The sequence below is a fragment of the Sulfobacillus sp. TH-112 genome (assembly GCF_057473405.1).
In genome coordinates, this window is record NZ_JBYCKN010000132.1 from 15,199 (window position 1) to 38,670 (window position 23,472).

Consider the following 23,472-nt stretch of genomic DNA (forward strand, 5'->3'; position numbering starts at 1 on the left):
CGCGATGTCTATGGACAATCAAGGACTTGATGATCGAATAGAGGTTATCGCTGTGGACCTCAGTGTCGCTGTCTATTCCCATCGGTCTGGTCGGGAGCTCAGACCTTATTTGGCTATAACCAGTAGAATCTTCCTCTATCGCATTGCCCGGGATGACGGAGGTCATCCGAAGGCACAACGAATAGAAAACGGGAGTGATGACTAGTGTTGAAGCTGAATCGCGGTTTACGACAAGAACTATCGTTTCTTGATCTCACGATGTCATCGTTAGGTGCCATTATTGGTTCGGGATGGCTGTTCGCGGCGTACACCGCCGCCTATTTGGCAGGGCCATCGGCAATATTGAGCTGGGTCGTTGGCGGAACCATCGTGTTGTTGATTGCCTTGGTGTATTCAGAATTAGGGTCGATGATCCCTGAATCGGGTGGAGTTGCACGCTATACTCAGTACTCTCATGGCCATCTAGCCAGCTTTGTAGTCGGGTGGGCAGCGATTATCGCATATGCTTCGGTACCGGCGGTAGAAGCTGAGGCCACCGTCCAGTACATGAGTCACTTTTTTCCATCGCTGTATGTGCACAGTACGCTCACCGCTTTGGGCTTAGCAGCTGCAGGACTATTAATCGTGCTCTTCTTTATCATTAATTTCGCCGGGATTCGTGTTTTTGCTCGCATTAATACGCCGTTGACGGTGTGGAAGTTGTTTTTGCCCACCCTCACGGTCGTGGTGCTGCTGGTGGTTGGTATTCACGGCGTGAACTTTTCCAAGATTGGTGGATTTATGCCTGGAGGGTCGGCGGGAATGTTGGGGGCGGTGGCTTCGGCTGGTATTGTCTTCTCGTTTCTGGGATTTCGCCAGGCCGTGGATTTAGCCGGAGAAGCAAAAAATCCGCAACGCGATGTACCTCGCGCTTTAGTTGCGTCTTTAGGCATAGGGATTCTCATTTATACCATGCTTCAGGTGGTTTTTATTGGGGCCTTGCCGACGCGTTATTTAGGAAAGGGATGGGCTAATCTTATCCATAACGGTACGATTGGGGGCGCTCCATTTGCCGAGCTCGCACTGTTTGGCGGCTTGTCATGGCTCGCCACACTGTTGTTCGTCGATGCGTTTTTGTCGCCAGCGGGGACTGGCAGTATTTATCTGGCATCGACAACCCGAGTCATGGATGCATTAGGTCGTAATGGTTACCTTCCCAAGAAGTTAACTAAGATTAATCCTAAAACGGGGATACCGAGCGTGGCTCTGATTGTGTCCGGGATAGTGAGCCTTCTGTTTTTGGCGCCTTTTCCGGCATGGCAATCGCTGGTCGCGATTATCTCAGGCGCCACCGTCTTCACGTATATGGTCGGACCCATTTCTGCCTCGGTGTTTCGACGCACCATGTCGCAGGCTAAACGGCCCATTCGGCTGCGCGGGCTCAAATGGATCGGGCCATTGGCCTTTATCGGCGCTTCCCTCATTATTTATTGGGATGGCTGGACGGCCGATGAAAAGCTCTTGGGAATTATCCTGGGCGGGGTGGTGTTATACCTCATAATTAGTGCGATTATTCCCCATATTATTGAGCGTCCCTCGCTCAGATCGGTCAAGGGCAGTATATGGATTTTCGCGTATCTTGTGTTTATGATCTTGATGTCTTATTACGGCTCTGGAGTATTTGCTGCACCTGCTAATCATGGAAAAGGCTTTGTACCATATCCATGGGACCTAGTAGTGATTGCTGTGGCGTCGTTGGGCTTTTACTATTGGGGTGTGCATAGTGGGTATGAAAGTCGTGCAGCAACCGAAGTATTGGACGTCATCACGGATGACGGTACTAAAGAATCACATTGATTGCCTTTGAGACTCGAGCGAGGTCAGGTGATGACCTCGCTGTGCCTCTGGCGCAAGGTTGTTTATGATTGACATTCTTGGTGAGCTATGATAGCATTCATTGGACTAATGGCACCTCATGATGAGGAGGATTTTCTGGTGTATGCAGTAATTAAAACTGGGGGCAAGCAATATCGCGTGCAACCCGGTCAAGAGTTAATTGTAGAGAAGCTGGTTGGTGATCCCGGCGAAGAGTTGGCATTTGACGACTTATTGATGGTGGTCGGCGATGAGGGCGAACCAGTTGTCGGCACCCCGTTTATTAGCGGAGCGAAAGCGTATGCTACAGTAGTGGCGCAAGAACGGGCCAAGAAAATTTTGGTTTTTAAGTATAAACCCAAGAGCAACTATCGCCGTCGGCAGGGACATCGCCAATATCAGACACGGATCCGTATCGACCGTATCGAATTGGTGTGATTCGCATTTCAGTCTGGCGTGCAGCGAACGGTGCACCCAAACGTCTTTTAATGACTGGCCATGCTAACCGTGGACCCTACGGAGAGGATATCGTTTGTGCAGCCGCCAGTGCACTTGTCGAAACGCTCGTGTTAGCGCTAACGCAAGTGGCACATCAGTCTTGTCGTGGTGAGGTTGAGGAAGGTCATGCAGATTTAACATTTCATTTTCCTCCATCGCCGGAGGCACGAACGGTGGTCGACACCATTCTTGTGGGGCTGAAGGACTTGGCTGATACCGATCACAAGGCCGTACGGTTTGAGGAATTCAAGGATTGATTGAGGAGGACTTCAGATGCGTTTACAACTATTCGCACATAAAAAGGGTGGCGGAAGTTCCCGTAACGGACGTGATTCCAATCCCAAAATGCTCGGTGTGAAGCGTCACCAAGGGCAGGTCGTGACCGCCGGTTCCATCATCATTCGGCAACGGGGCACGAAGTTTCACGCTGGAGAGAATGTCGGCATGGGACGAGATTTTACACTGTATGCTAAAATTGCAGGCCGGGTAGAATTTCGTCAAAGGAGTCACACGCGTCGAGAAATTGCTATCGTTCCCGTCGCTGAGGGTTAGTTGTAGCGACTCCGGTGAGGACCCTTACTTTTCGTATTGTAACTTTATTGGCGCTTGGGGTGGTCGACTATACGTTGCACCGCCCTTGGCGTATTTTCGCGCTTGTGGCCATTATGCTCTATGTGATTGAGTGGACGGCGTTTCGTCACCGCCGCGATATTATCTTCATTGCGCGCCAACGACGGCATCGACTGGCGAACCAACTGCAATTGGTGGCGGGGTGGCTCCAGTTGGGGGCGACCGACAAAGCCGAACAAGCATTGGAGACCTTGTTGGCATCAGAAAACCACCAAAGTACCTGGTTTCGGGGTTTGCCGAGTTATTGGGGATACTTATTTTTGCAGTGGGATGCGCGTGGCGAAGCGCAGGGGGTCCTCATAGGGTGGCAAGGGATTGAAAGTTTAGTACCTACTTATCGCATGTCATGGATGCTCTCGTACCGATTATCGCAAGCTATCCGTATCGCAGAAAAAAGAATTAGCGTCGAGTTTTTGGGCGACGATTTTCGGATTTATGTACCTTTCGGGGGCGGAAATCGCCCGTGGGGGTGGGTGCGCACCGTTGACGGGCTGGAAGTGCATCGGCGATCCAAGCGGGCGACACTTAAGAACGGCTCGTCGTTGTCGAGGTAGAGTGACACAAAGTAGGGGGCCATGCATGTTTGTCGATGAAGTCAGTATATATGTCCAAGCAGGAAACGGTGGTCAAGGGTCAGTCGCATTTCGACGGGAAAAGTTCGTGCCCAATGGCGGTCCGGCGGGGGGTGATGGCGGCCGAGGCGGAGACGTCATCTTTGAGGTAGACCCAGGACTCAATACGCTTATGGACTTTCGGCACCAACGGCACTTTCGCGCACCGAACGGTGAAACGGGTGGCAATAACCGGCGGCACGGATCAGATGGCGAAGATGTCACTGTCCGAGTGCCCCCGGGAACCCTCGTGACGCGCGAAAACGGGGAAGTGATTGCGGACCTAATTTACCCAGGCGAAACTGCTGTGGTAGCGCGTGGCGGTCGCGGGGGTAAGGGGAACACCCATTTTGTTAGTTCCACGCATCGGGCACCGAAAGTGGCGGAACGCGGGGAGCCGGGAGAAAGTGGCTGGATTAATTTAGAGTTAAATCTGCTCGCTGATGTTGGCTTAGTGGGATTTCCCAATGCCGGTAAGAGCACCTTGATCAGTGTGGTTTCTGCTGCGCGGCCTAAGATTGCAAACTATCCCTTTACGACCTTAGTGCCGAATTTAGGGGTGGTCGCCGGATATGGCGATCCCTTTGTGGTGGCGGACGTACCGGGACTCATCGAGGGAGCGCATGATGGGTCGGGATTGGGCGATCTTTTTTTACGGCACTTGCGCCGCACGCGGGTTTTAATTCATTTGGTGGATATGAGCCCCGACAGTGGGCGCGATCCGGCAGATGACTATCACATCATTGTGGAAGAGCTGGCGGCATTTTCTCCAGAATTGTCGGGGAAACCGGTGGTGGTAGTGGGAACCAAGTTAGATGTTCCGGGAAGCGATGCGGTGTGGGAGAGGTTTGTGCAGCAATTGGCTCCGACTGCTGTGATGGGGATGTCCGCCGTGACGGGGCAAGGAGTGGATGAGGTGATGTGGAGTATCCGCCGATTGTTGACCGAATATCCCGCTCCGGAACCATTGCGGCGAGAGGTTGCGGAACGGCCCGCCATTCGAGGATTTCGTGTGGTTCCTCAGGGAGAAGGGGTACGGATTGTTGGCGATGTGGAAGAGCGGGCGGCCATGACGTTATGGGGCAATGAACACGCGGAAAACTATTTTTGCGAATACTTGCGTCGACGGGGCGTGGTGCAAGCACTGCGTCGAGCGAAGGTCAAGAATAACACCGAAATATACGTGGGAGAAGGACTTTTATTCTTTCGCGATGATGATTTGACGGCAGAAGAAGATGAAGAGGCCTAGTTTGAAGCAAATAGAGGATTTGCCGATAAGAACGTCGAATTGGGGCCATAATGGTTAAAGCGCGTCGAGCCATTGGGCTTATGGGAGGTACATTTAATCCGATTCATTATGGGCATCTTGTGGCTGCTGAAGCTGCCCGAGATAGTTTCCACCTGGATCAGGTGATATTTATTCCGTCGGGCCAGCCTCCTCATAAATCCGGGACGATGGTTGCCGATCCTGAACATCGGTATTTGATGACGTTTTTGGCCATTGTACCAAATGAACATTTTGAGATCTCGCGTGTAGAGATTGATCGACGGGGACCGTCGTATACTAGTGATACGTTGGAGTACTTTCATCGCTTGGATTCAAACGTTGCCTGGTATTTCATCACCGGAGCGGATGCCATTTTGGACATTGTCACCTGGCGAAATCCGGCAAGAATTTTCGAGAATGCGGAACTGATTGCTGCCAGTCGTCCTGGGTATTCACTCAGTAAAATCGAGGCACTCGGACCGACATTGGGGAATGAATACATGGGGCGTATCCATCCTTTGGAGGTGCCAGCACTGGCGATATCATCGAGTCAAATTCGCACGCGGCTCCGCGATGGCCTGTCGATTAAATATTTGGTTCCAGAAACGGTAGAGAATTACATTGCCAAAAATCATGTCTATGCGGGATTAAAGGCATGAAGGAGCCATGAAATGTTCATACTGTGTTCAAGTCCAGAGGTTTCCCAGCATCACGGAGCGTCCTTATCCGTACCGATTGGATCAGATTGCGAACCGGGTGCCTGGGTCCCTGGCCAGGTGCCTTGAGATGAGACAGGGAGGAATTGTAATTGGCAAAAACGCTGTACGTGGGTAACTTACCCTGGTCAATGTCGGAAGATGAACTCGCTGAGGCTTTTGCTCACCATGCCCAAGTCGTCAGTGCTCGGATTATTACCGACCGTGAAACCGGGCGGTCGCGCGGCTTTGGGTTTGTTGAGGTGGAAGATCACGATGTGGACGCGGCCGTGGAAGCAATGAACGGCACTCAACTGGCTGGTCGTGACATCATTGTAAATGAAGCACGTCCTCGCCAGAGTAAGTATTAATCACCTGGTCACACTCAGCATCGTCCCCGGCCAAGCCAGGCTGGGGACTTCTTTCGTCCATTGTCAGGAGAGCTGTGAACCGCTAGTATCGAGATATCAGGAGGGGTAGACGGTGACGCCTCGAGAGCGATATGACCAATTGAGTGCTCATAGAAGATCTCACATCGAACGCGTGATAGAGGTCATGGAGGCATTGTCCCTGGCTCATGGGTTAAATCGAGAAGATGCGCGATTAGCGGGCTTCGGTCATGATTTGGCTCGGGAACTCTCGCGTTCGAGGCTATTGGACGAGGCCCAAGCACTGGGAATTGCATGTGATAAGGAATCACTCGCCGAGCCTATCCTATTACACGGCCCTATTGCAGCTGAATGGCTCCGACGATCCGGGATGGGACACCATTCGGTCCATCAAGCGATTTATTATCATACCACCGCCCATCCACAACTGGATGACCTCGGTAAAGCCCTATATATTGCGGACGGTGTGGAGCCGGGAAGACAGTATGTGGAACGTGAGTCGCTATACCAGTTGGCACTCACCAATCTCCAAGACGGATATTGTGCGGTAATCCGGCAGACGCTCACATATCTTCAAGCGAGAGGAATTTCTCCTCATCCCTACATGAGGCGGGCTTTGACAGAATGTCACTAATCACTACTTGAGGAGGATGTTACAACGGATACTATACTCACGCATGCCTTATGCGCAGCAGATATTGCGGAAAGTAAAAAGGGAGAGCAGGTTGTCGTTCTTGATATGCGAGAGGTCACTTTAGTGGCCGACTATTTCGTCATCGTGTCGGCGATGAACGTGATCCAGGTGCAAAGTATTGCTGAGGCGGTTGATGAGGCATTGGAAATGCGCGGGTTACGCCGTCTGAATCGTGAAGGGCGGTCGAAGCCGCATTGGGCGCTTTTGGATTATGGGGCCTTGGTTGTACATGTGTTTACCGAAGAAGAGCGAAAATATTATGATTTAGAAAGACTATGGGGTGATGCGACGGTAGTGCGTCGCGAGGATGTCACCTCAAAACCAACAAAATAACCGCCTTCCTTGAAAGGAAAGGCGGTCTTGTCAACAGTATTTAGTTTTCTGGTAGTGCGGGGGGAACCTCTGCACCGGGATTAATGAGCGACCTGAGTGCATCAATGATTTGTTCAGGTTCTGTTACCGGGGCTGCACAGGCCGTTCCGCGACAGATATAGAGGGCCGGCAGGGGCAACTCGGGAAGTCCTGAAGCACGAAATTCCGCACTATCGACAGGCCAGGATCGAATGCCTCGTCGACGATCGAATACTCCGAACATGGAGCGACGCAAGTCGGCACCCGAATGACCGGCAGCATCGATAATGGTCGCCGTCAATTCAGGCGCATCTGCCATGTCCGCTGCGAGTGCCCATGCCGCTCCGAAGATCGCTTGGTCTTTCGCATAGGTTGCAAGTGCACCGAGAATGGAGCGTCCTCGATTTACTAGGGCTTGATCGTTTTCTATGGTACCTAATCGCATTAAAAGGCGTGCCATAATGGCATTTTCCTTGAGCGGTTGTTGTCGGTGCGCCAGTCGACCGACGGCTTCATCGCCGGTTCGTGCGATTTGGTCCCAATACACCGTGTCGCCAAAGAGGTGCTGGTCGGCATAGTCGACCAAAACATGTGCGCGTTCTAAGAACAGAGGATCGCCCGTGTACTCGTAGCCGTCAACCACGGCATGGCCCAATTGAGCTACGTCCACCAAGAGTCCGGTCAGATGAGCACCTTCTCCAGTATCCACGTGATAGAGCCCTTCTTCGTCGTCCCACATTCGGTCATAGAGCGCTTCAAGCGCTGTAAGTGCAATGGGGCCGTATTGCCCCGGGTTGAGTAAGCTGGCGGCTAGTAGCTGACTTTGAATCATGAGAGCGTTCGCATGAGTATAGATGGTCGGGTCGACGTATGGAGCCGGCCTTTTTTCGCGATCTTCAGGAGAAAGGCGATAGTACTCTTCATCGGCATCCTGCGAGCCTCCCCAGAGACCATCGTCACCCATCAGGGTACGATTCGCCCAGTTCAGCAGGTGATCGCTGATTTGTCGATAGGCTTCGTCTCCCAACGTTTGAAAGGCGCGCAAGAACAAGTGAGCCAGCTCGGCGTTATCCTCCAACATTTTTTCAAAGTGCGGGATGGTCCATTCACGGGTGGTGGAATAGCGGAAAAATCCACCAGCGACCTGATCGTAGAGGTTGGATCCTGCCATGGCATCGAGGGTACGCACTGCCATCCCTGCGAGCGAGCCGTCGCCTGTGGCTGTGAAGTGGGAAAGGAGGAGCTCCCACACTTCGGGTTGGGGAAACTTAGGCATGACCCCAATGCCTCCATAGGCCCGGTCAAACTGTTCGCGAATCGTATTAATAATGTGCTCCATGACGCTATCGTCAGGAGTGGCAGCCGAGTCTAGAGGAGGCAGGGTGGGCTCAGCCAGTTCAGGACTTATCGTGGCATGATTTTGTTCCCAATACTGGTCCACCTGATCTAAGAGGGATATCATTTGGTCAGGCGCAACATACGTCCCGCCGGTGATAATTTCGCCCGCGGGAGTCAACACTGCGGTGGTGGGCCACCCTCCCATGTTATACCGCATATTGATGTCTGGACGCTGATCATTATCCACCCGCACGGGGATCAGTTTGTCATTGATGTGAGCAATAATGCGCGGGTCGGAATAGGTGGTCTCATCCATCACATGACACCAATGGCACCATACGGCTGAAATGGAGAGTAAAATAGGTTTGTCTTGTTGTTGTGCTTCACCAAAAGCCTCTTGCCCAAAAGAGCGCCACTGAATTTCATGGGCCCGATTGGGACGAGGACTAAATCGAAAGAGGGATTCTGTCATGCTGGTCATCCTTTCTACATCGGGCATTACTCGCATGTTCCATCATACCAATCTTTACCCGAGTTGGGGTAGCTTATCCGAAAGATGTCGATGATGGATCGTCCGGTATTAATTGGCACTGGGCTGACGTCCGCGATAGGTAAAGCCCTTCAGACGCGCTTAGAGGGAGGGTATCATATTGTCGCCCTGGGGCGAAATCCCATGGAGGATGATGACGTGTCGTGGATTCACGCGGACTTTCGCGAAAGGTGGGAGGTGTGGTCTCCGGCCATAGAAGAATGGCTTAGTGTACATCATGGGGTGAGGATTGGAGGGTTTGTTCACGGTGCGGGACTAATCTATAGCGACGACACGGAGGCTACGACTTGGTACGAGTGGGACGCCATGCAACAGGTCAATTTAGGAGCGGCGTTTCACGTGGGACAACTATTGCTACCGTATTTCAGTCAAGACGCTAGTGTGGTGATGATAGGGAGCGTTGATGCTCACCATCAGAGTGTTCATGGGCCGTCTGCACCATACGGTGCGGCAAAGGCCGGCCTGCGTGGGCTGGTTCGTCACTGGGCGAATGAGTGGGGGCCACGGGGGATCCGTGTCAACCTCATCGAACCGGGGGCGTTAGAGGGAGGGAATGGTCCTCAAAGTGGGGAAGTCCGTCGTGAATTGGAGAAAAAAATTTCTTTGAGACGGTTAGGGACATCGAACGAGGTAGCGGAGGTGGTGGCTTTTCTCTTATCCGTTAACAGTCGATACGTGACCGGAGCGATAATCCCGGTCGATGGCGGATTAAATATTGGATATTAGAGGGAAGAGGACAGTGGATTATGCCATCGAAGCGTGATGATTGGGTGCCGAATCCATCATGGTACGGAGATCCTCTCGCTCGTTGCCTATAGAGCCTTTGTGTTATTGCGAGGGCACGCTCTAACCGTTGGACAGTCGAGCGAGATAGGTCGGCTGAGACGACCTAGACGACGCCGCCAAACGCAAAAGCAAGGACGAGATGCCATATCCCCTCAGAGAGTCCCATCGTCACCGGATCGCACAAATGGCCTTTGGGAGGGGATATCTTGCGCCACCTCTGTAATATGCCCCACGCATTGCGGATGCTTCTGAACCTTATACTTTCGTGTACCGTGGTAGCCAGGCTGTACCTGGGTGTCACGATACACGCCCGGTCGTATTTCTAGTCGTGCCGTTAGAGATATAATGGAAAGAACGACTCGCATAAAGGAGACTACCATGTTCGATTTAACCCAGAAGCGTCATCAACTAGGAGTGGAGGGCCCTTACGTTTCGCGAATAGGATTAGGGTTAATGGGGATGTCCGGGATGTATGGTGCGGCCGATCGCACAGAAAGCATTGCTACGATTCACGCGGCATTAGATGCCGGTATCAATCTCCTCGATACGGGTGACTTTTATGGGATGGGCCATAATGAACTTCTCTTACGTGAAGCTCTCAAGGGACGTCGTCGAGAAGACATCATCATCAGTGTGAAGTTTGGCGGCATGCGCTCGCCGTCGGGAGAATTTTTGGGCCAGGACGGAAGGCCGGTTGCGGTGAAAAATTTCTTGTCGTATTCGTTGCAGCGACTAGGCGTAGAGTATGTTGATATCTATCGCCCAGCGCGCTTAGACCCGTCTGTTCCGGTTGAAGACACCATAGGAGCTATCAAAGACTTGGTGACAGAGGGATACGTGCGCTACATTGGTCTATCGGAAGTCGGCGCAGACACCTTACGGCGAGCTCAAACGGTGCATACGATTATCGATCTTCAAATCGAATACTCGCTCATGTCGCGTGGCATCGAAGCGGAGATTTTGCCGGTCGCCCGTACTCTCGGCGTAGGCATCACAGCCTATGGGGTACTGTCACGTGGGCTTTTGAGTGGGCAATGGTCTAGAGAAAAATCCGGGCCGGGGGATATTCGCCGGATGATGCCGCGATTTCAAGAAGACAATCTTGAACGAAATATGGTGCTCGTTGAGGCGCTTCGCCATATGGCTGAGGGCAAGGGAATCACCGCCAGCCAATTAAGTATTGCCTGGGCACTCTCTCGGGGTGTCGACATTATTCCCCTCATCGGAGCTCGACATCGCGCTCAATTACAAGAGGCCATCGGAGCGTTAGAGGTGGACTTGAGTGCCGCTGATAGGGAACGTCTTGAGGCGATGATTCCTAGCCACTTTGTAGCAGGAACACGTTATGCGGCAGGACAAATGGCGCACCTTGACAGTGAACGGTAGTCCGTGAGTGGCCGCATCCCCTCATCTCGAGGCGATGCGATGAATCTCATGACCGTCAGGCAGGGATGGGGAGCTTTTATTGGAAGATTTACTGACACGTTGTTCGGTCTTCGGTCGACTAGCAATGTATCGTGAAGCCGATCATAAGCTCAGAGCAGGAACGCCAAGCAAAAATGTGGTTTGCATAGAGAGGGATAAAGAGTCTTATAGGAAGGCCCTCCAACGAGATAATCATCGACGGGTGTAAGCCTAGAGAGAATGGGAGGCGGGACTTGAGAGCTGGTGGAGCGTGCGAAATTGGAGGAGGATACCCGCTGCTCCAGCGAGTGAGAGAAACCTAAGGTGAGAATCGATCAGTCGTACCAACTCCTTAAGCTTCTCCGAGCTCGACGAAAAATCGGCAATCCATATGGCACCGATGACTTCGCTGCTGATGATGAGTGGCAACACAAAAATTTTCTGGCGCTGGGCGGCGCTATGGATGAAACATTTCTCGTGATACGCTCTTTGGATCAGGGGAAGAAGCTCTTTTTTGTAGGATTCTGGCATGGGATCCTCTCCCAGAGGGAGAATCTGATTTTGATGATATCGGATAGTTCCGGAGTATCGTCCTTCTATGACCTCCTGCACGGTCTTTTGAATGCGACGATAACTGGGTTCATCAGAAGTGTCTTGCATGAGTACGGGCAAGAGGTTCAACACCTGAGCGCTTTTTTCATAGGCCCAGTGCCGTGTGGCGTTATGTTCTTCTTGCCACTTTTGAATAATGGTGGTGGCGAGCGAGGCTAGCGCTTCCAATCGGCGAATTCTGGGCGTTTCAAATCCGTTGCGTTGGCTATGATAGACCTTTAAAATGCCGAGTAGTTCAGTCCCGTGGATTAACGGAATACCAATAGCCGCTTGAATGCCGTCGGCTAGCATGTCCTTGAGCCAAGGCTTCAAGGTGGGCTCGCTGACAATATCGGGAATGACCATCATCTGTTGCTGCTGTAAGATTTGACCGACCGGGCCGGCACCGTCAATGGTCCGAACATCAAACAAGTCGGAACGGTTAAATTCCACCGAATCGCCGTCTGCCGTGACGGCGTGCAAAGAATCATCAGTGAGAATGCCAATAAATCCGAGATGTCCCCCACTTACGGAGAGTGCCGCTTCCATCACTTTTGCCAAAAGAGAATCCAAGTCTCCGCTGGAAACCAATGTTGAAATGGCTTCAAAGATCGGTTCACCCACGCCAATGGCATCGTCGGTGTTCGGAGCCCCCAAGGCCATGAGGCGTGCGAGGCCTTCGGCGACACGGACGTCTTGAGGGCGGATTTGTAGGGGGCGGTGATATCCAATCATGAGGACCGCGTCGGTTTTGGTGCGACTGGTAATGGGAACAATCATCATCGCTTGAAGTCCGAGGTGGACGGCAAACGGACTTTGGGCGCACTCGGCGATGGTCTGATAGATGATGGTGGTGCGGGTCGTCATGGCTTCATAGGAGGGCATTCGGGCATCAAAATGAAAGCTACTCCATTCCAGAGGGACAGAGGGGAAAGAGTACATGACGCGGATGAGCGTGTCGTCGGGAGCCCAGAGCGACACATGGTCTGCAGCTAATAACCGCGAGGCCAAATGCACGATGTGGCTCGCAATCCCTTCCCCTGAACCGATGCCATTAACCAGCCGGTGCGATGTGGTGAGAAATGCTTGTAGTTGTTCTGCAGCATCTGGGATGTGACGTTCGATGGGACGGAGCGGCGTCGCCTGGGGCAGCCGTTCTGGTCTCTCGGCGGGTCTGCCCAATAAAAATCCTTGACCAAAATTAATGCCCAATTCCGCTAGAGTGAGAAGTTCGGCTTCAGTTTCAATCCCCTCTGCCAAAAGTTGCAGATGGCCAGCGCGACTGGCAAACTGGACCGTACTTTCGACCAGAGCATGTTTTACCGAATTGGTATCGACATTGCGGACAATGCCAAGATCGATTTTCGCATAGTCGGGCTGCAATGAGACTAAGCGATTGAGCCCGGAATAGCCTGCACCATAATCGTCCAGGGCAATAGAAATCCCTGCATTGCGGTAGGGCCGTAAGAGGTCATCGAGATCGATGTCGGGTAAGGACTCACGTTCTGATATCTCAATGACAATCTGGCTGGGTTGAATTGACACAGCCGAATCATAGAACGAGCCGAGAATGAAATCGGAGTCCAATAACGTGAAAGGGGAAAAATTGACAAACAGTCTCATTTCCGGACTGAGTGCGTGTTGGGAGGCGACGGCGAGAATGACCGGAAAGGCGATTCGGTCAAAATCCGACAACTGGTCTTCTTTAGCTGCGGACTCCAGGAGCAGTTCGATGGGCACCGGTTGGCGATTCATTTGGGGACGGCTCAAGGCTTCAAAGCCGAACACCTCACCGCTCGGAATATGTACCAGGGGTTGAAAGACAACCTCTATTAGAGCCTCTTCACGCCACATGCTGTAGAGGCGAGATAGTTCCCAAAGTGGTTGCTCCATAATATGTCGCTCCTTGTATGGACGAATGTGTGATAAAGTCGTAATTTGCAGTATTCGACCGAAATTGGGCGACTCCTTTTTTTTTACCTATTCTTTTTTAGTCCACAATGTCTTGCACGAACAATTTGCGTTCGTCGATAGGTTATTTTAAAATGAAATTAATTAGACATCGTGAGATCGATGAACCCGACGCATGAGGTGTGAAGTTGTTGCAGAGAGTTGGTGCTGGTGTGAACCAACCAACTTCCCCTCGTCTCAGCGGGCGAGGTCGCGGGTGGAGTCCGTTATGGCTCCTCGAAGTGAGCCCGAGGTGGGCTAACCAGGGTGGTACCGCGGGTTTGACTCGTCCCTAGACTAGCTAGGGATTTTTTATTTGGAGGGATAGGTGTGGAGGAGAGAACACGGTCGTCGGAGACACACGATCGCTATGACGTACAGGCAGTGGAAGCGCGTTGGCGGAGTGAATGGGAAAAAGAACATCTCTATCAGGTGAACGACGACGCATCTTTGCCCAAATATTATTGTCTGGAACAATTCCCCTATCCGTCAGGGCACCTGCATATGGGACATGTCCGCGTTTACACCATGGGTGATGTGATTGCGCGATTTCAACGCATGCGGGGATATTCCGTGATGCATCCGATGGGATGGGATGCTTTTGGTATGCCGGCAGAAAACGCCGCAATTAAGTCAGGAATCGCTCCTAGTGTGTCTACGCTGGCTAATATTGATTATATGACGGGACAAATGCGTCAAATGGGCCTTTCATTTGATTGGTCTCGAGAGCTTACCACCTGTCTTCCTGACTATTACCGTTTCACACAAGAGTTGTTCTTGCTCTTTTATGAGCGCGGCTTAGCCTATCAGAAAAAAGGGGCGGTCAACTGGTGCCCCGATTGCGAGACGGTCCTCGCCAATGAACAGGTGGAAGATGGTCGCTGCTGGCGGTGCGATTCGCTCGTGACAAAGCGAGATTTAACCCAATGGTATTTTCGTATTACCCAATATGCCGATCGTTTGTTAGAAGGGCTGAAAGGTCTTGATTGGCCAGAGGAGGTGAAGGCTCAGCAGACCCATTGGATTGGACGCAGCCACGGTGCCGTGGTGGATTTTGCCGTGGTGGGACACGAGGAACGTATTACCGTGTTTACGACTCGCCCGGATACACTCTTCGGCGCGACCTATGTGGTGCTGGCGCCAGAGCATCCGCTGGTCGAGGTGCTCATTGAGGGAACGCCGGCGTCAGCGAGCGTTGAAGAGTTTGTCGCTAAAGAACGCCTGGTGAGTGATATGGACCGGACCTCGGAAGCCACTGAAAAGCGCGGTATTTTTACGGGAGCGTATGCGGTTCATCCGTTAACCGGGAATGAAATTCCGATTTGGGTGGCGAATTATGTGCTTGTCGACTATGGCACGGGAGCGGTAATGGGAGTTCCTGCGCATGATGCCCGAGACTTTCTTTATGCGTCTAAGTATCAATTGCCCATTCATTGTGTCATCCAATCGAGCCCGGAAGCTGAGCCTGCCTTACCCTTCACAGAGCCCGGAATATTAGTAAATTCGGGACCATTTACCGGGCTGTCATCGGAAGATGCGAAAAGGGCTATTGCGGCCCGTTTAAAGGAAGAAGGGCGTGGTCAGGAGCGGGTGACCTATCGCATGCGTGATTGGCTCATTTCTCGTCAACGGTATTGGGGGGCTCCCATCCCTATTATTCAATGTCCTCACTGCGGCCCTGTACCGGTTCCCAAAGATCAGTTGCCCGTGCTCTTGCCGGAGAATGTGGAATTTACTGGGCGTGGGGCTTCGCCTTTGGCGTCGGCTGACGAGTGGCTGGCGGCAGTTTGCCCCCAGTGTGGCGCCTCAGCTCGCCGTGAAACGGACACCATGGATACCTTCGTGGATTCTAGTTGGTATTACCTACGGTATCTGTCTCCACACGATGAGCGAGAGCCCTTTCGCCGTGAGGATGCCAACCACTGGATGCCAGTCGATGAGTACGTCGGGGGCACAGAGCATGCGGTCTTACACTTGCTCTATTCACGATTCTTCACCAAGGTTTTGCATGATGCGGGCTGGTTAGCAGCAGAGGAACCTTTTCAGAGTCTACTTCCTCAAGGAATGGTGCTCAATGCAGGATCGAAAATGTCCAAGTCCAAGGGCAATATTATCAGTCCGGAAATCATTCTTTCTGAATGGGGAGCCGACGCCACGCGACTTTTTATGTTGTTTGCAGCGCCACCAGAAAAGGACTTCGAATGGTCGCAGAAGGGGCTCGAGGGCAGCTATCGATTTTTACAGCGCGTCTATCGTTTAGTGGTAAAGAGTCGCAGCGAAGCGCGCGATGTGACGGCGCAGCAGCGACTGCAGCGTATCGAGGCCCGCACCATTAAGAAGGTCACAGATGACCTTGGACCGCGTCGGGCGCTTAATACTGCCGTCAGCGCACTCATGGAGTACACCAATGCCCTCTATCAAGACATTGAACTGGTCCCTGCCGCGGCTCAAGAGACCCTACTAGACACCTTGACGCGATTGCTCGCTCCCATGGCCCCATATATTGCGGATGAGTTGTGGCATAGGTTAGGGCACACCACCAGCGTCCACCAAGAACAATGGCCCCAGTATGCGGAAGACCGCTTAATGGAACAACGCATTGAAATTGCATTGCAGGTAAATGGCAAGGTGCGGGGACGAATGACGATTGAGAGCGACTGGAATGAGGAGACGATTCGTGAGGCCGCGCTAGGCCAAGAGAGCCTGGCCGCCTATTTGAGAGAGGGATCGGTAAAAAAGGTCATTGTGATTCCCGCACGGTTAGTGAATGTGGTGGTGGCGTGAGAGACGTACTCGCACTCCTCATCGCTGTGTCATCGGCGGTGATTGGATCGGTGGCAGGGCGTTCACGTCGTCCCCTGGGGCGCTATTCGATGGGGCAGGTCATTCTGATTAGTGTGGTGGCCATTTTAGTGGCCGAGGGAGGGACAATCCTTTGGGTGGGCGCACCAAGCACGGTATTGCAACCCGTATTAGGAGGTGCTGTGATCGGATTCGTGGCAGGGTTTTTTAGTGGGAGAAAGCCTCCGCCTCCGGATCAATTGCCGCCGACTCGGCCCCATAGATAGGGACGGACAAAATGGAATGAAGGCCCCCATCACATCTTAGGGGCCTTCACTTGTTTAGTGGGGAGACTGGAGAGAAATACGTCGTCGACGACTCGCCGTTTTGTGTGCCGTCACTGAGAGCAGTCCATGGCGAAAATTGGCTTCGGCCGTTTCGGGATCCACTTCGGTCGGCCAAGACATCACCACGTGAAAGCTTTCGCCTACTCGATCATCAGTTTCGCCTGGGCAAGCCGGAAACTCTCCACGAACGCTCACCGATTCATCATCGACTTCGATCTCTACTAGGTCTGGGTCTACACCAGGGACTTCAAATTCTGCTAAGTAGCCATCGTCCATTTGATGAAGATGGGTGCGCGGACGGGTATGGTCTAGGTTCCAATCCGAACGCATCCGATTCCACATACGCGACATGTCGTCGCGCATTCGATCCATTTCTGTGCCATCCCAACGTAATAAAGCCAAGCGGGATCACCTCCGTGCTCAGTATGTCCCGAATGGTTACGTTTCTTGTGAGGATTGTCGGCGAATTTCTTCGTCGGTTTGGTCGTCATCCAAGTAGAGTTGCTCGGTGTCCGTATCATAGTGGAACAAATCGGCGAAACGTCCCCAGTTAATGGCGGTCGTTATTTGGCGCTCGGCTTCGGCGACCGAGAAGTGTTCCTCCAGAATATCGAGGAAAAACTCCTTGACCATGGAATGGTTGGCTTTCGAGTTGAGGACGCGTTGGATTAAGCGGAAGATGGGGACATCTTGGAGTTGGGTGCGAATAATGCGCTTGCGGTCATTAATGTCGCTTTCAACAAAAGACTGCCCCAACGGGGTAATAAAGAGATCCCCCTCTCTGACCTCGGCGAGGTCAAAGAGCTCGGCCGTTTCAGTGACCGGTAACAGGTCGTCCACTTCTAAAAATAGTTCTGCTCCCAATCGATAGAGATCGTCGTGGCCGCCGCGATCCTGCACTAATTCCAGTAATCCCGAAAGCATGGAAAGATGGCCATAGGGGATGGCCTTCAGGCGCCGCGGCTCGGAACTGGGCTCACCGGTAGACGCGCTCAGTTCGACCCCTGTAAGATCCTCAATGTCAGGGTCCTCTTCCTCAGCATCGTCCCATCCGGTGACGATTTTGTACACTTGGTCCACCAGTTGCACAAACTCCGGAGATTTACGATTACGAGGAAAGGGCAACAAATTCGGCAAATCTGCCACCAGTCGAGCGGGGTTCTTTGACAAGATAATGATGCGATCGGCCATAAATACGGCTTCTTCGATGCCATGCGTGACCATTAATATCGCTCGGGTCGGAATGCGCGATTCGAGCCATAAATCGAGAAGTTCTGAGCGCAGGTTCTCCGCGGTTAAAAAATCCAGTGCAGAAAACGGCTCATCCATGCATAAAAGCTCGGGATCGACCGCCAAGGCGCGTGCAAATCCCACGCGTTGACGCATTCCGCCAGAAAGCTCTTTCGGGAAGGCATCTTCATACCCATTGAGACCGATGAGATCAATTAAGTCGATGGCGCGTTTGCGACGCAATTCTTTGGGTGTCCCTTTCGCCACTAGCCCAAGTTCCACATTTTGCTGCACTGTCAACCACGGATAGAGAGCAAAGCTTTGGAACACCATGGCGGCATGAGGATTGGGGCCGTGTATCGGATTGCCGCGATAGAGCACCGTGCCGTAAGAGGGTTCGGAAAGCCCCGTTATGATGCGCAAGAGGGTGGATTTTCCGGATCCACTGGGGCCTAAAAGCGCGATAAATTCACCGGGCTTGATGTCAAGGCTAATGTCGTCCAGAACGCGTATGTCATAATTGTCAGGTTGCGCATACATCTTAGTCACGCCGAGAAGACGCACCAGACTATCGTTCTTCGGTGGGATTTTATTGGACGTCGATAGTGCCATAGGCTGTGCCCTCTTTTCGACCGGACTTTATGATAGAGAATAACGCTCGGCGGCTTTGTTGTACAACCGCCGCCAAACCAACCGATTAATGATGACCACCGTTAAAGCCAGGAATCCTGTGGCCACCAGCAAGACCGGAAATCCATTATCCTGTGAACTCTTGGCGATAATGGCTCCCACGCCAAACGCCGTGTAGATGTGATTATGAAAACTGACGTACTCGGCGACAATACTGGCATTCCACGCCCCGCCGGCGGCGGTGATAAGACCGGTAATTAAAAATGGAGAAATAGCCGGTAGAATAAGGGTGCTCCAAGTTTGCACTCGGGAGAGGCGAAACATGCGGGTAGCCTCTCGCAAGTCCTCGGGAATGGCCGATGCGCCGGCGATGACATTAAATAGGATGTACCATTGCGTCCCTAAAATCATCAGCAATACGGAGGCGGTATTGATTCCTCCTTGAATATGGATTAGTATCGCTACCATTCCCGGGAATAAGGCCGTGGCAGGAACGGAAGCGGCAATTTGCGACACCGGAGTGAGGCGTGCGGCCCATTTTCTGTTGAGGCCAATAAAGACACCGACCGGAACCGTCCACAGGACCGAGACAGCCAAGGCGACCACTACGCGGGTGAGGGTCGCGAGGGTCGCCAAAAGGATGGTCATCACCTCTGACCAATGGAGATGAGATATGAGGTGTAAGGCTCCTTCTAGTGCGGTGAACATGACGATGACGACTAATGCGACGACAATCCAGCGGACAAAGCTCATGAAAGAAATAATATTTTTGTCCTGCCGAACTTTTGGCATGGTATAAGAAAAGAACCGGTCGCTCCATTCGGTCATGGGTAAAAACACGCGAGCGTTCATCCACTCCAAGAGCAGGGAGCGACGGAGAACCATCAAGACCGCGGACCGTGGGCGGTCGGCACCCTCGACCATCTCCATTTTGAATTTCTCTGCCCAGGCCAAGAGCGGGCGCCAAATTAACTGATCCATGAGTACGATGACCAGAACTAAGGTACCTAACCCGGCTAGTTCGGCTCCCCAACGGCCTTGATTGGCCGCCGTTTGAAGATATGACCCTAATCCCTGTAATTGATAGTTATGGTTGCCCAAAGAAAACATTTCACAGGCCATTAAGAAGAACCAGCCGCCAGCCCACGACATCATGGAATTCCAGACGAGACCGACCATGGCATACGGAAGCTCCATGGTTCGGAATCGTTGCCATGGTGAGAGGTTTAGAGAGAGTGCCGATTCGCGCAAATCGCGTGGAACAGTAATGAAGCCATGATAGGCGGCAAAGACCATGTTCCACACTTGACCGGTAAAAATTAAGACAATCGACGCTAAATTTACCCCCACGCGTGACCCTGGGAAGAGGGCTATGAAAGCCAGGAGGACCACGGGTAAGAATGATAGCACTGGAATGGACTGCAAAATGTCGAGTCCTGGCAAGAGAATTTTCTCTGCGCGTTGATTAAAGGCCGCCACATAAGCATAAATGAGAGTAAAAATTAGAGATAGCACATAGGCGGCCGCCATACGCAACCATGAGTAGGCGGCATCCAGCGGGAGGTGCCACCAGGTGAGGGCAATGTGTCCCGACTCGGCCCGGTAGGGATGCGCGTGTGTCGCCCACGCAATCACCAGGGAAATGAGCGCCAAGACAAATGCCCCCACCAAGATGTCGGCCATGCCAACCCCAGGCCGTTCGCGTGTATCGGTCACGGTGGCGTCCTCCTTTTTCCAGAGAAATGTGGTTCCACGCCTTAGACCGATCGGGAGTCTATAAACAAGGGAAAGAGACACAAAATCACGTGCCCTCGATTACTCTCTATCTTACCGTCACTCACGGCAAGAGAAAAGGTGAAATAGCGAGAAAAACATCTCTCAAGCAGGGATTCGTCGCTAAATGTCGAATCGCCGAGTAGAGTAGGATGCCCCCATTCATACTTCAAACCGTTCAAGGTGGCGACTCTATGGATTTTGAAAATGACAATGCGCATTTTGTTTTTCCGGTCAACCGAGATATTTCTCTCATTAATGACTTTATGTTGCGTCGTGAAGTATTTGACCGTATGCCGATTCCTTTAGGGCTGATCATGGATGGCGAGTGGGTGTGGGTCAATCGTTCCATGCGGGATGTCGTGCACCGCGGCGATCCATCATGGATTCAACTGATGCGACACATTGCAGTGGAAGCGGAAGACCATGTGGATACCTATCGTCGTCAACTGGCATCTGGTCCCCGAAGCGTGGTCAATCTTGAGTTGGTACCGGTATTTAACGTAGAAGGGGCTCTAGTGGCCTATATGGCGTGGGGAGGGGATGCTCGCGGAGCGATAGCCGCTGAACAGTTGGAAACCGCGATTTTGATGGCGCGCGACCGGGAGGTGGTTTGGGTCAATCCTTCCGCCGAGAAGGCATTTGACATTGAAGTTGACGATTCGTGGGACAACATTGCAGGATTTCCCAATTGGGATGAAGTAGTGTCCGGCGTGACCACCCGACATGTGGGGGACTACTTAGTACGATATATGTCAGTCGGCATCTATGTGGTGGTCGAAGCATGGTGTCCTGAGATTTCCGACGATCGGGCCGCGATCCCCATGGAAGAAGTGGCTAGGCTGGTTCATGAAATTCGCAATCCTTTGGCGGCTTTAAGCGGATATGTGGAAATGGCCCAGTTAGAGGCCGGCATCGAAACACAAAATTTTTACTACGAAATGATGCAGGAAATTGATCGGCTGAGCCGTCTGACCACCGACTTTTTGGCCGTTGCCCGTCCCTTGATAGTGCATCCCGATTGGGTGTCCTTAGATTCCTTAGTGGAGCACGCCTGGTTCGCGTCCGAACGTGGGATCGTGGGAGCGGAGCAAAAAATACGATTAAATAAAGGCTATCCGAGCGACCAAATGCTGTGGGGAGACGGGGATCGGCTGCAGCAAGTGATGACCAATCTAATAAAAAATGCGGTGGAGGCCATGCAAGACCACGGTGGCACGATTGAGATTAGTTATCGTGAAACACTGACCGAAATTTTGGTGGAAGTGAAGGACAATGGCCCTGGCATCGATCAAGAGCTTATCCGACAAATCTTTGTCAGTCGGGTGACTACCAAAGATTCCGGCAATGGCTTTGGGCTCCTCATCGTGCGGCGTATCATGGAGGCACATGGAGGAAGTATTCGCGTGGTATCAGATGCTGGTACGCGAATCGAATTGGTGTTTCCTAAAGAGAACAGCCCTCTTTAGGATTCCGGTGATTTTTCACTGAGCGTGCGTAGGTTAAGGACCATATGCTTTCGGATATTGGCCACGGTGAGAACCACGAGGGGAGTGCCGACAAGATAGAGAAATCCGAGAGGGATGACAAAGCGCACGTTAAAGATGTCGGCAATTTTAGCATTCGGAAAAATTAATGCCCCGCTAATTGCGGTCAGCGCCATGATAACGAGAGAGAGCTGATAACTCACTGGAGTCACATCCCGTAATAGTGCCATTAGGTCATGCGCGAGGCACCATAGGCGCACGGCCACAAATGCCACGATGATGATGGTCCAAAGCACAATCAGCAACGTTCCGAGCTTACTAATATAGAATCCAGAGAGAGAAATGATGCGATAGGTGCTGACGAGAGGCCACCGTAGCTCACTGACGGCTTCTGGTCCGAATACGGCCATGACAATTTCGTAGACCACCGTGAGTGCCACGAGTATACCCCCAAGGGCGTAATAGCTATAGCGTTCGGCTTGGGCGCGCTGGGAATTGTGCACAAACGGATAGAGGGTCACCGACACTTCAAAGCCGATGAAGATGAGAAATTGGTGATAAGCGCCAACAAGTACCGATAACACCGCCACATCTTGTCCAGGCTCGAGCAGCACAGGATGGCGGATCGCGACCGACGCCAGAATGGCGGAAAAAAAGGTGATCACTAGAAGTGGGATATAACTTGCTTGCAGTGTGCGCGCCAGGCCAGCGAGGCCACTCAAGGCAATATAGCATCCTGTCAGCACCAGTATCCCATCGATAGCCCATAGCGGGGTGGACGGCAAAAAGATATTGCCTAACACGAAGCTAAACAGCACCGTGGCCGAAATGGCGATGGCCAGATGATAGAGGATGGTGAATACGCCGAGAAGATAGCCCACGGGTTTTGATAGGAGAGCCGATGCATACCCGGCAAGCGTTTCATTGGGAATGAGGTGGCTCATGCGAAACAAAAGACGCATCAACCCAAAGGCGATGAGCCCATCGATCCAAAGACCATAAATGCCGGCGCGCCCGGCCGCGCTCACTAATGGCCGCGGAAAATAGAAGATGCCGAGACCTAAGTATCCTGCGGTAATCATGGTGGCAAATTGTCCCGCCGAAATACGTGGAAGCCGTGAACTGGAGCCCATACGTGTCACCTCTCGATCCCTTAGTTACCTAATGTCCCCCATTTTGTTGATTTTTACGATGGCATGCACGACGAATGTGATATGTGGATAGACTTGGTGCCAATGGCGATAGGCCATAAAGGCATTCGGGGTATACCACGACAGGGTGCGCCCGACCCCTAAGGGGTCGACATCTAAGGACTGAGTTTCTCCTAGAAAATGCTGCACCGAGGCGACGATAATGGCCGAGGAGCGGCGGCTGATGTCGCTTAATTGGTGCGCGGACTCCGTAAGGGAACTGAGTGACTCTAATGTGGCAGTGAATTTCATGGTGACTATTGCCGTGACGTGGCCATTATGGATACGGGTGCGTAAAGAGGCTTTGTCAGCAACGAAATCTAAATCGGCATGCCAAAAGTGGGGGAGATAGAGATTGCTTTTGCGGCTTAAGCCGGCGGCCATCCCATAGCTTGTCAATTCTTTTGGACCAAGCGCTTTAATAAA

The 23,472-nt window shown here is 52.3% G+C and carries 22 protein-coding genes; 15 read left to right on the forward strand and 7 right to left on the reverse strand.

The annotated features are described in order from the left end of the window. Positions 1 to 204: 204 nt before the first annotated feature. The 10 genes from ACOJWD_RS09190 to rsfS all read left to right on the forward strand — a co-directional run bounded on the left by ACOJWD_RS09190 (position 205) and on the right by rsfS (position 6,971). Positions 205 to 1,836, forward strand: coding sequence for an APC family permease (locus tag ACOJWD_RS09190; RefSeq protein WP_486992928.1), 1,632 nt, complete (start codon positions 205 to 207; stop codon positions 1,834 to 1,836). A gap of 138 nt (positions 1,837 to 1,974) precedes the next feature. After that, complete coding sequence (rplU, locus tag ACOJWD_RS09195; RefSeq protein WP_486992929.1) at positions 1,975 to 2,292, forward strand: 50S ribosomal protein L21; 318 nt, start codon at positions 1,975 to 1,977, stop codon at positions 2,290 to 2,292. Then, entirely contained in the window at positions 2,289 to 2,609 is a 321-nt protein-coding gene (locus ACOJWD_RS09200) for a ribosomal-processing cysteine protease Prp (protein WP_486992930.1), read from the forward strand. The genes rplU and ACOJWD_RS09200 overlap by 4 nt, the downstream gene beginning before the upstream one ends. A gap of 16 nt (positions 2,610 to 2,625) precedes the next feature. Next, complete coding sequence (gene rpmA, locus ACOJWD_RS09205; RefSeq protein ID WP_486992931.1) at positions 2,626 to 2,904, forward strand: 50S ribosomal protein L27; 279 nt, start codon at positions 2,626 to 2,628, stop codon at positions 2,902 to 2,904. Positions 2,905 to 2,918: 14 nt separating this feature from the next. Then, complete coding sequence (locus tag ACOJWD_RS09210) at positions 2,919 to 3,536, forward strand: Spo0B domain-containing protein (RefSeq protein ID WP_486992932.1); 618 nt, start codon at positions 2,919 to 2,921, stop codon at positions 3,534 to 3,536. A gap of 25 nt (positions 3,537 to 3,561) precedes the next feature. Next, a complete protein-coding gene (gene obgE / locus ACOJWD_RS09215; RefSeq protein ID WP_486992933.1) occupies positions 3,562 to 4,842 on the forward strand; it encodes a GTPase ObgE in 1,281 nt (426 codons plus the stop codon). Between the two features lie 50 nt (positions 4,843 to 4,892). After that, the gene (gene nadD / locus ACOJWD_RS09220) at positions 4,893 to 5,519 is read left to right on the forward strand and encodes a nicotinate-nucleotide adenylyltransferase (RefSeq protein WP_486992934.1); all 627 of its coding nucleotides are present in this window, start codon (positions 4,893 to 4,895) and stop codon (positions 5,517 to 5,519) included. A 149-nt stretch (positions 5,520 to 5,668) separates the two neighbouring features. Further along, positions 5,669 to 5,926, forward strand: a complete 258-nt coding sequence (locus ACOJWD_RS09225) for an RNA recognition motif domain-containing protein (protein WP_486992935.1) — start codon at positions 5,669 to 5,671, stop codon at positions 5,924 to 5,926. A 112-nt stretch (positions 5,927 to 6,038) separates the two neighbouring features. Next, complete coding sequence (gene yqeK / locus ACOJWD_RS09230) at positions 6,039 to 6,578, forward strand: bis(5'-nucleosyl)-tetraphosphatase (symmetrical) YqeK (protein WP_486992936.1); 540 nt, start codon at positions 6,039 to 6,041, stop codon at positions 6,576 to 6,578. A gap of 63 nt (positions 6,579 to 6,641) precedes the next feature. Next, entirely contained in the window at positions 6,642 to 6,971 is a 330-nt protein-coding gene (gene rsfS / locus ACOJWD_RS09235; RefSeq protein ID WP_486992949.1) for a ribosome silencing factor, read from the forward strand. A 40-nt stretch (positions 6,972 to 7,011) separates the two neighbouring features. Here rsfS and ACOJWD_RS09240 read toward each other — a convergent pair whose 3' ends face one another. Further along, positions 7,012 to 8,799 (reverse strand): thioredoxin domain-containing protein, encoded by a 1,788-nt coding sequence (locus ACOJWD_RS09240; protein WP_486992937.1) that lies wholly within the window; start codon positions 8,797 to 8,799, stop codon positions 7,012 to 7,014. A gap of 93 nt (positions 8,800 to 8,892) precedes the next feature. On the opposite strand from ACOJWD_RS09240, the gene ACOJWD_RS09245 reads away from it, so the two are divergent. Together ACOJWD_RS09245 and ACOJWD_RS09250 are read left to right on the forward strand one after the other, a co-directional pair. Beyond that, positions 8,893 to 9,603, forward strand: coding sequence for an SDR family NAD(P)-dependent oxidoreductase (locus tag ACOJWD_RS09245; protein WP_486992938.1), 711 nt, complete (start codon positions 8,893 to 8,895; stop codon positions 9,601 to 9,603). 438 nt (positions 9,604 to 10,041) lie between these two features. Next, the gene (locus tag ACOJWD_RS09250) at positions 10,042 to 11,049 is read left to right on the forward strand and encodes an aldo/keto reductase (RefSeq protein WP_486992939.1); all 1,008 of its coding nucleotides are present in this window, start codon (positions 10,042 to 10,044) and stop codon (positions 11,047 to 11,049) included. 249 nt (positions 11,050 to 11,298) lie between these two features. Here ACOJWD_RS09250 and ACOJWD_RS09255 read toward each other — a convergent pair whose 3' ends face one another. Then, positions 11,299 to 13,551, reverse strand: a complete 2,253-nt coding sequence (locus ACOJWD_RS09255; protein ID WP_486992940.1) for an EAL domain-containing protein — start codon at positions 13,549 to 13,551, stop codon at positions 11,299 to 11,301. Between the two features lie 381 nt (positions 13,552 to 13,932). On the opposite strand from ACOJWD_RS09255, the gene leuS reads away from it, so the two are divergent. Both leuS and ACOJWD_RS09265 read left to right on the forward strand, forming a co-directional pair. After that, a complete protein-coding gene (gene leuS / locus ACOJWD_RS09260) occupies positions 13,933 to 16,392 on the forward strand; it encodes a leucine--tRNA ligase (protein ID WP_486992950.1) in 2,460 nt (819 codons plus the stop codon). Further along, complete coding sequence (locus ACOJWD_RS09265; protein ID WP_486992941.1) at positions 16,389 to 16,676, forward strand: hypothetical protein; 288 nt, start codon at positions 16,389 to 16,391, stop codon at positions 16,674 to 16,676. Before leuS ends, ACOJWD_RS09265 begins: the two co-directional genes overlap by 4 nt. Before the next feature lie 54 nt (positions 16,677 to 16,730). On the opposite strand, the gene ACOJWD_RS09270 is transcribed toward ACOJWD_RS09265, so the two are convergent. From ACOJWD_RS09270 to ACOJWD_RS09280, 3 genes are read right to left on the reverse strand one after another with little or no spacing between them, the layout of a single operon-like run. Further along, complete coding sequence (locus tag ACOJWD_RS09270; protein WP_486992942.1) at positions 16,731 to 17,138, reverse strand: Hsp20/alpha crystallin family protein; 408 nt, start codon at positions 17,136 to 17,138, stop codon at positions 16,731 to 16,733. A 36-nt stretch (positions 17,139 to 17,174) separates the two neighbouring features. After that, positions 17,175 to 18,578, reverse strand: coding sequence for an ABC transporter ATP-binding protein (locus ACOJWD_RS09275; protein WP_486992943.1), 1,404 nt, complete (start codon positions 18,576 to 18,578; stop codon positions 17,175 to 17,177). A 27-nt stretch (positions 18,579 to 18,605) separates the two neighbouring features. Beyond that, positions 18,606 to 20,312, reverse strand: a complete 1,707-nt coding sequence (locus ACOJWD_RS09280; RefSeq protein WP_486992944.1) for an ABC transporter permease — start codon at positions 20,310 to 20,312, stop codon at positions 18,606 to 18,608. Positions 20,313 to 20,563: 251 nt separating this feature from the next. Between ACOJWD_RS09280 and ACOJWD_RS09285 the strand changes: the two genes are divergently transcribed. Continuing rightward, positions 20,564 to 21,838: a sensor histidine kinase gene (locus ACOJWD_RS09285; RefSeq protein ID WP_486992945.1), complete on the forward strand. Its 1,275-nt coding sequence runs from the start codon at positions 20,564 to 20,566 to the stop codon at positions 21,836 to 21,838. Here ACOJWD_RS09285 and ACOJWD_RS09290 read toward each other — a convergent pair. Both ACOJWD_RS09290 and ACOJWD_RS09295 read right to left on the reverse strand, forming a co-directional pair. After that, entirely contained in the window at positions 21,835 to 22,989 is a 1,155-nt protein-coding gene (locus ACOJWD_RS09290; protein ID WP_486992946.1) for a GerAB/ArcD/ProY family transporter, read from the reverse strand. The genes ACOJWD_RS09285 and ACOJWD_RS09290 overlap by 4 nt on opposite strands. Positions 22,990 to 23,013: 24 nt before the next feature. Next, a partial coding sequence (locus tag ACOJWD_RS09295) for a Ger(x)C family spore germination C-terminal domain-containing protein (RefSeq protein WP_486992947.1) occupies positions 23,014 to 23,472 on the reverse strand: 459 nt, incomplete at its 5' end.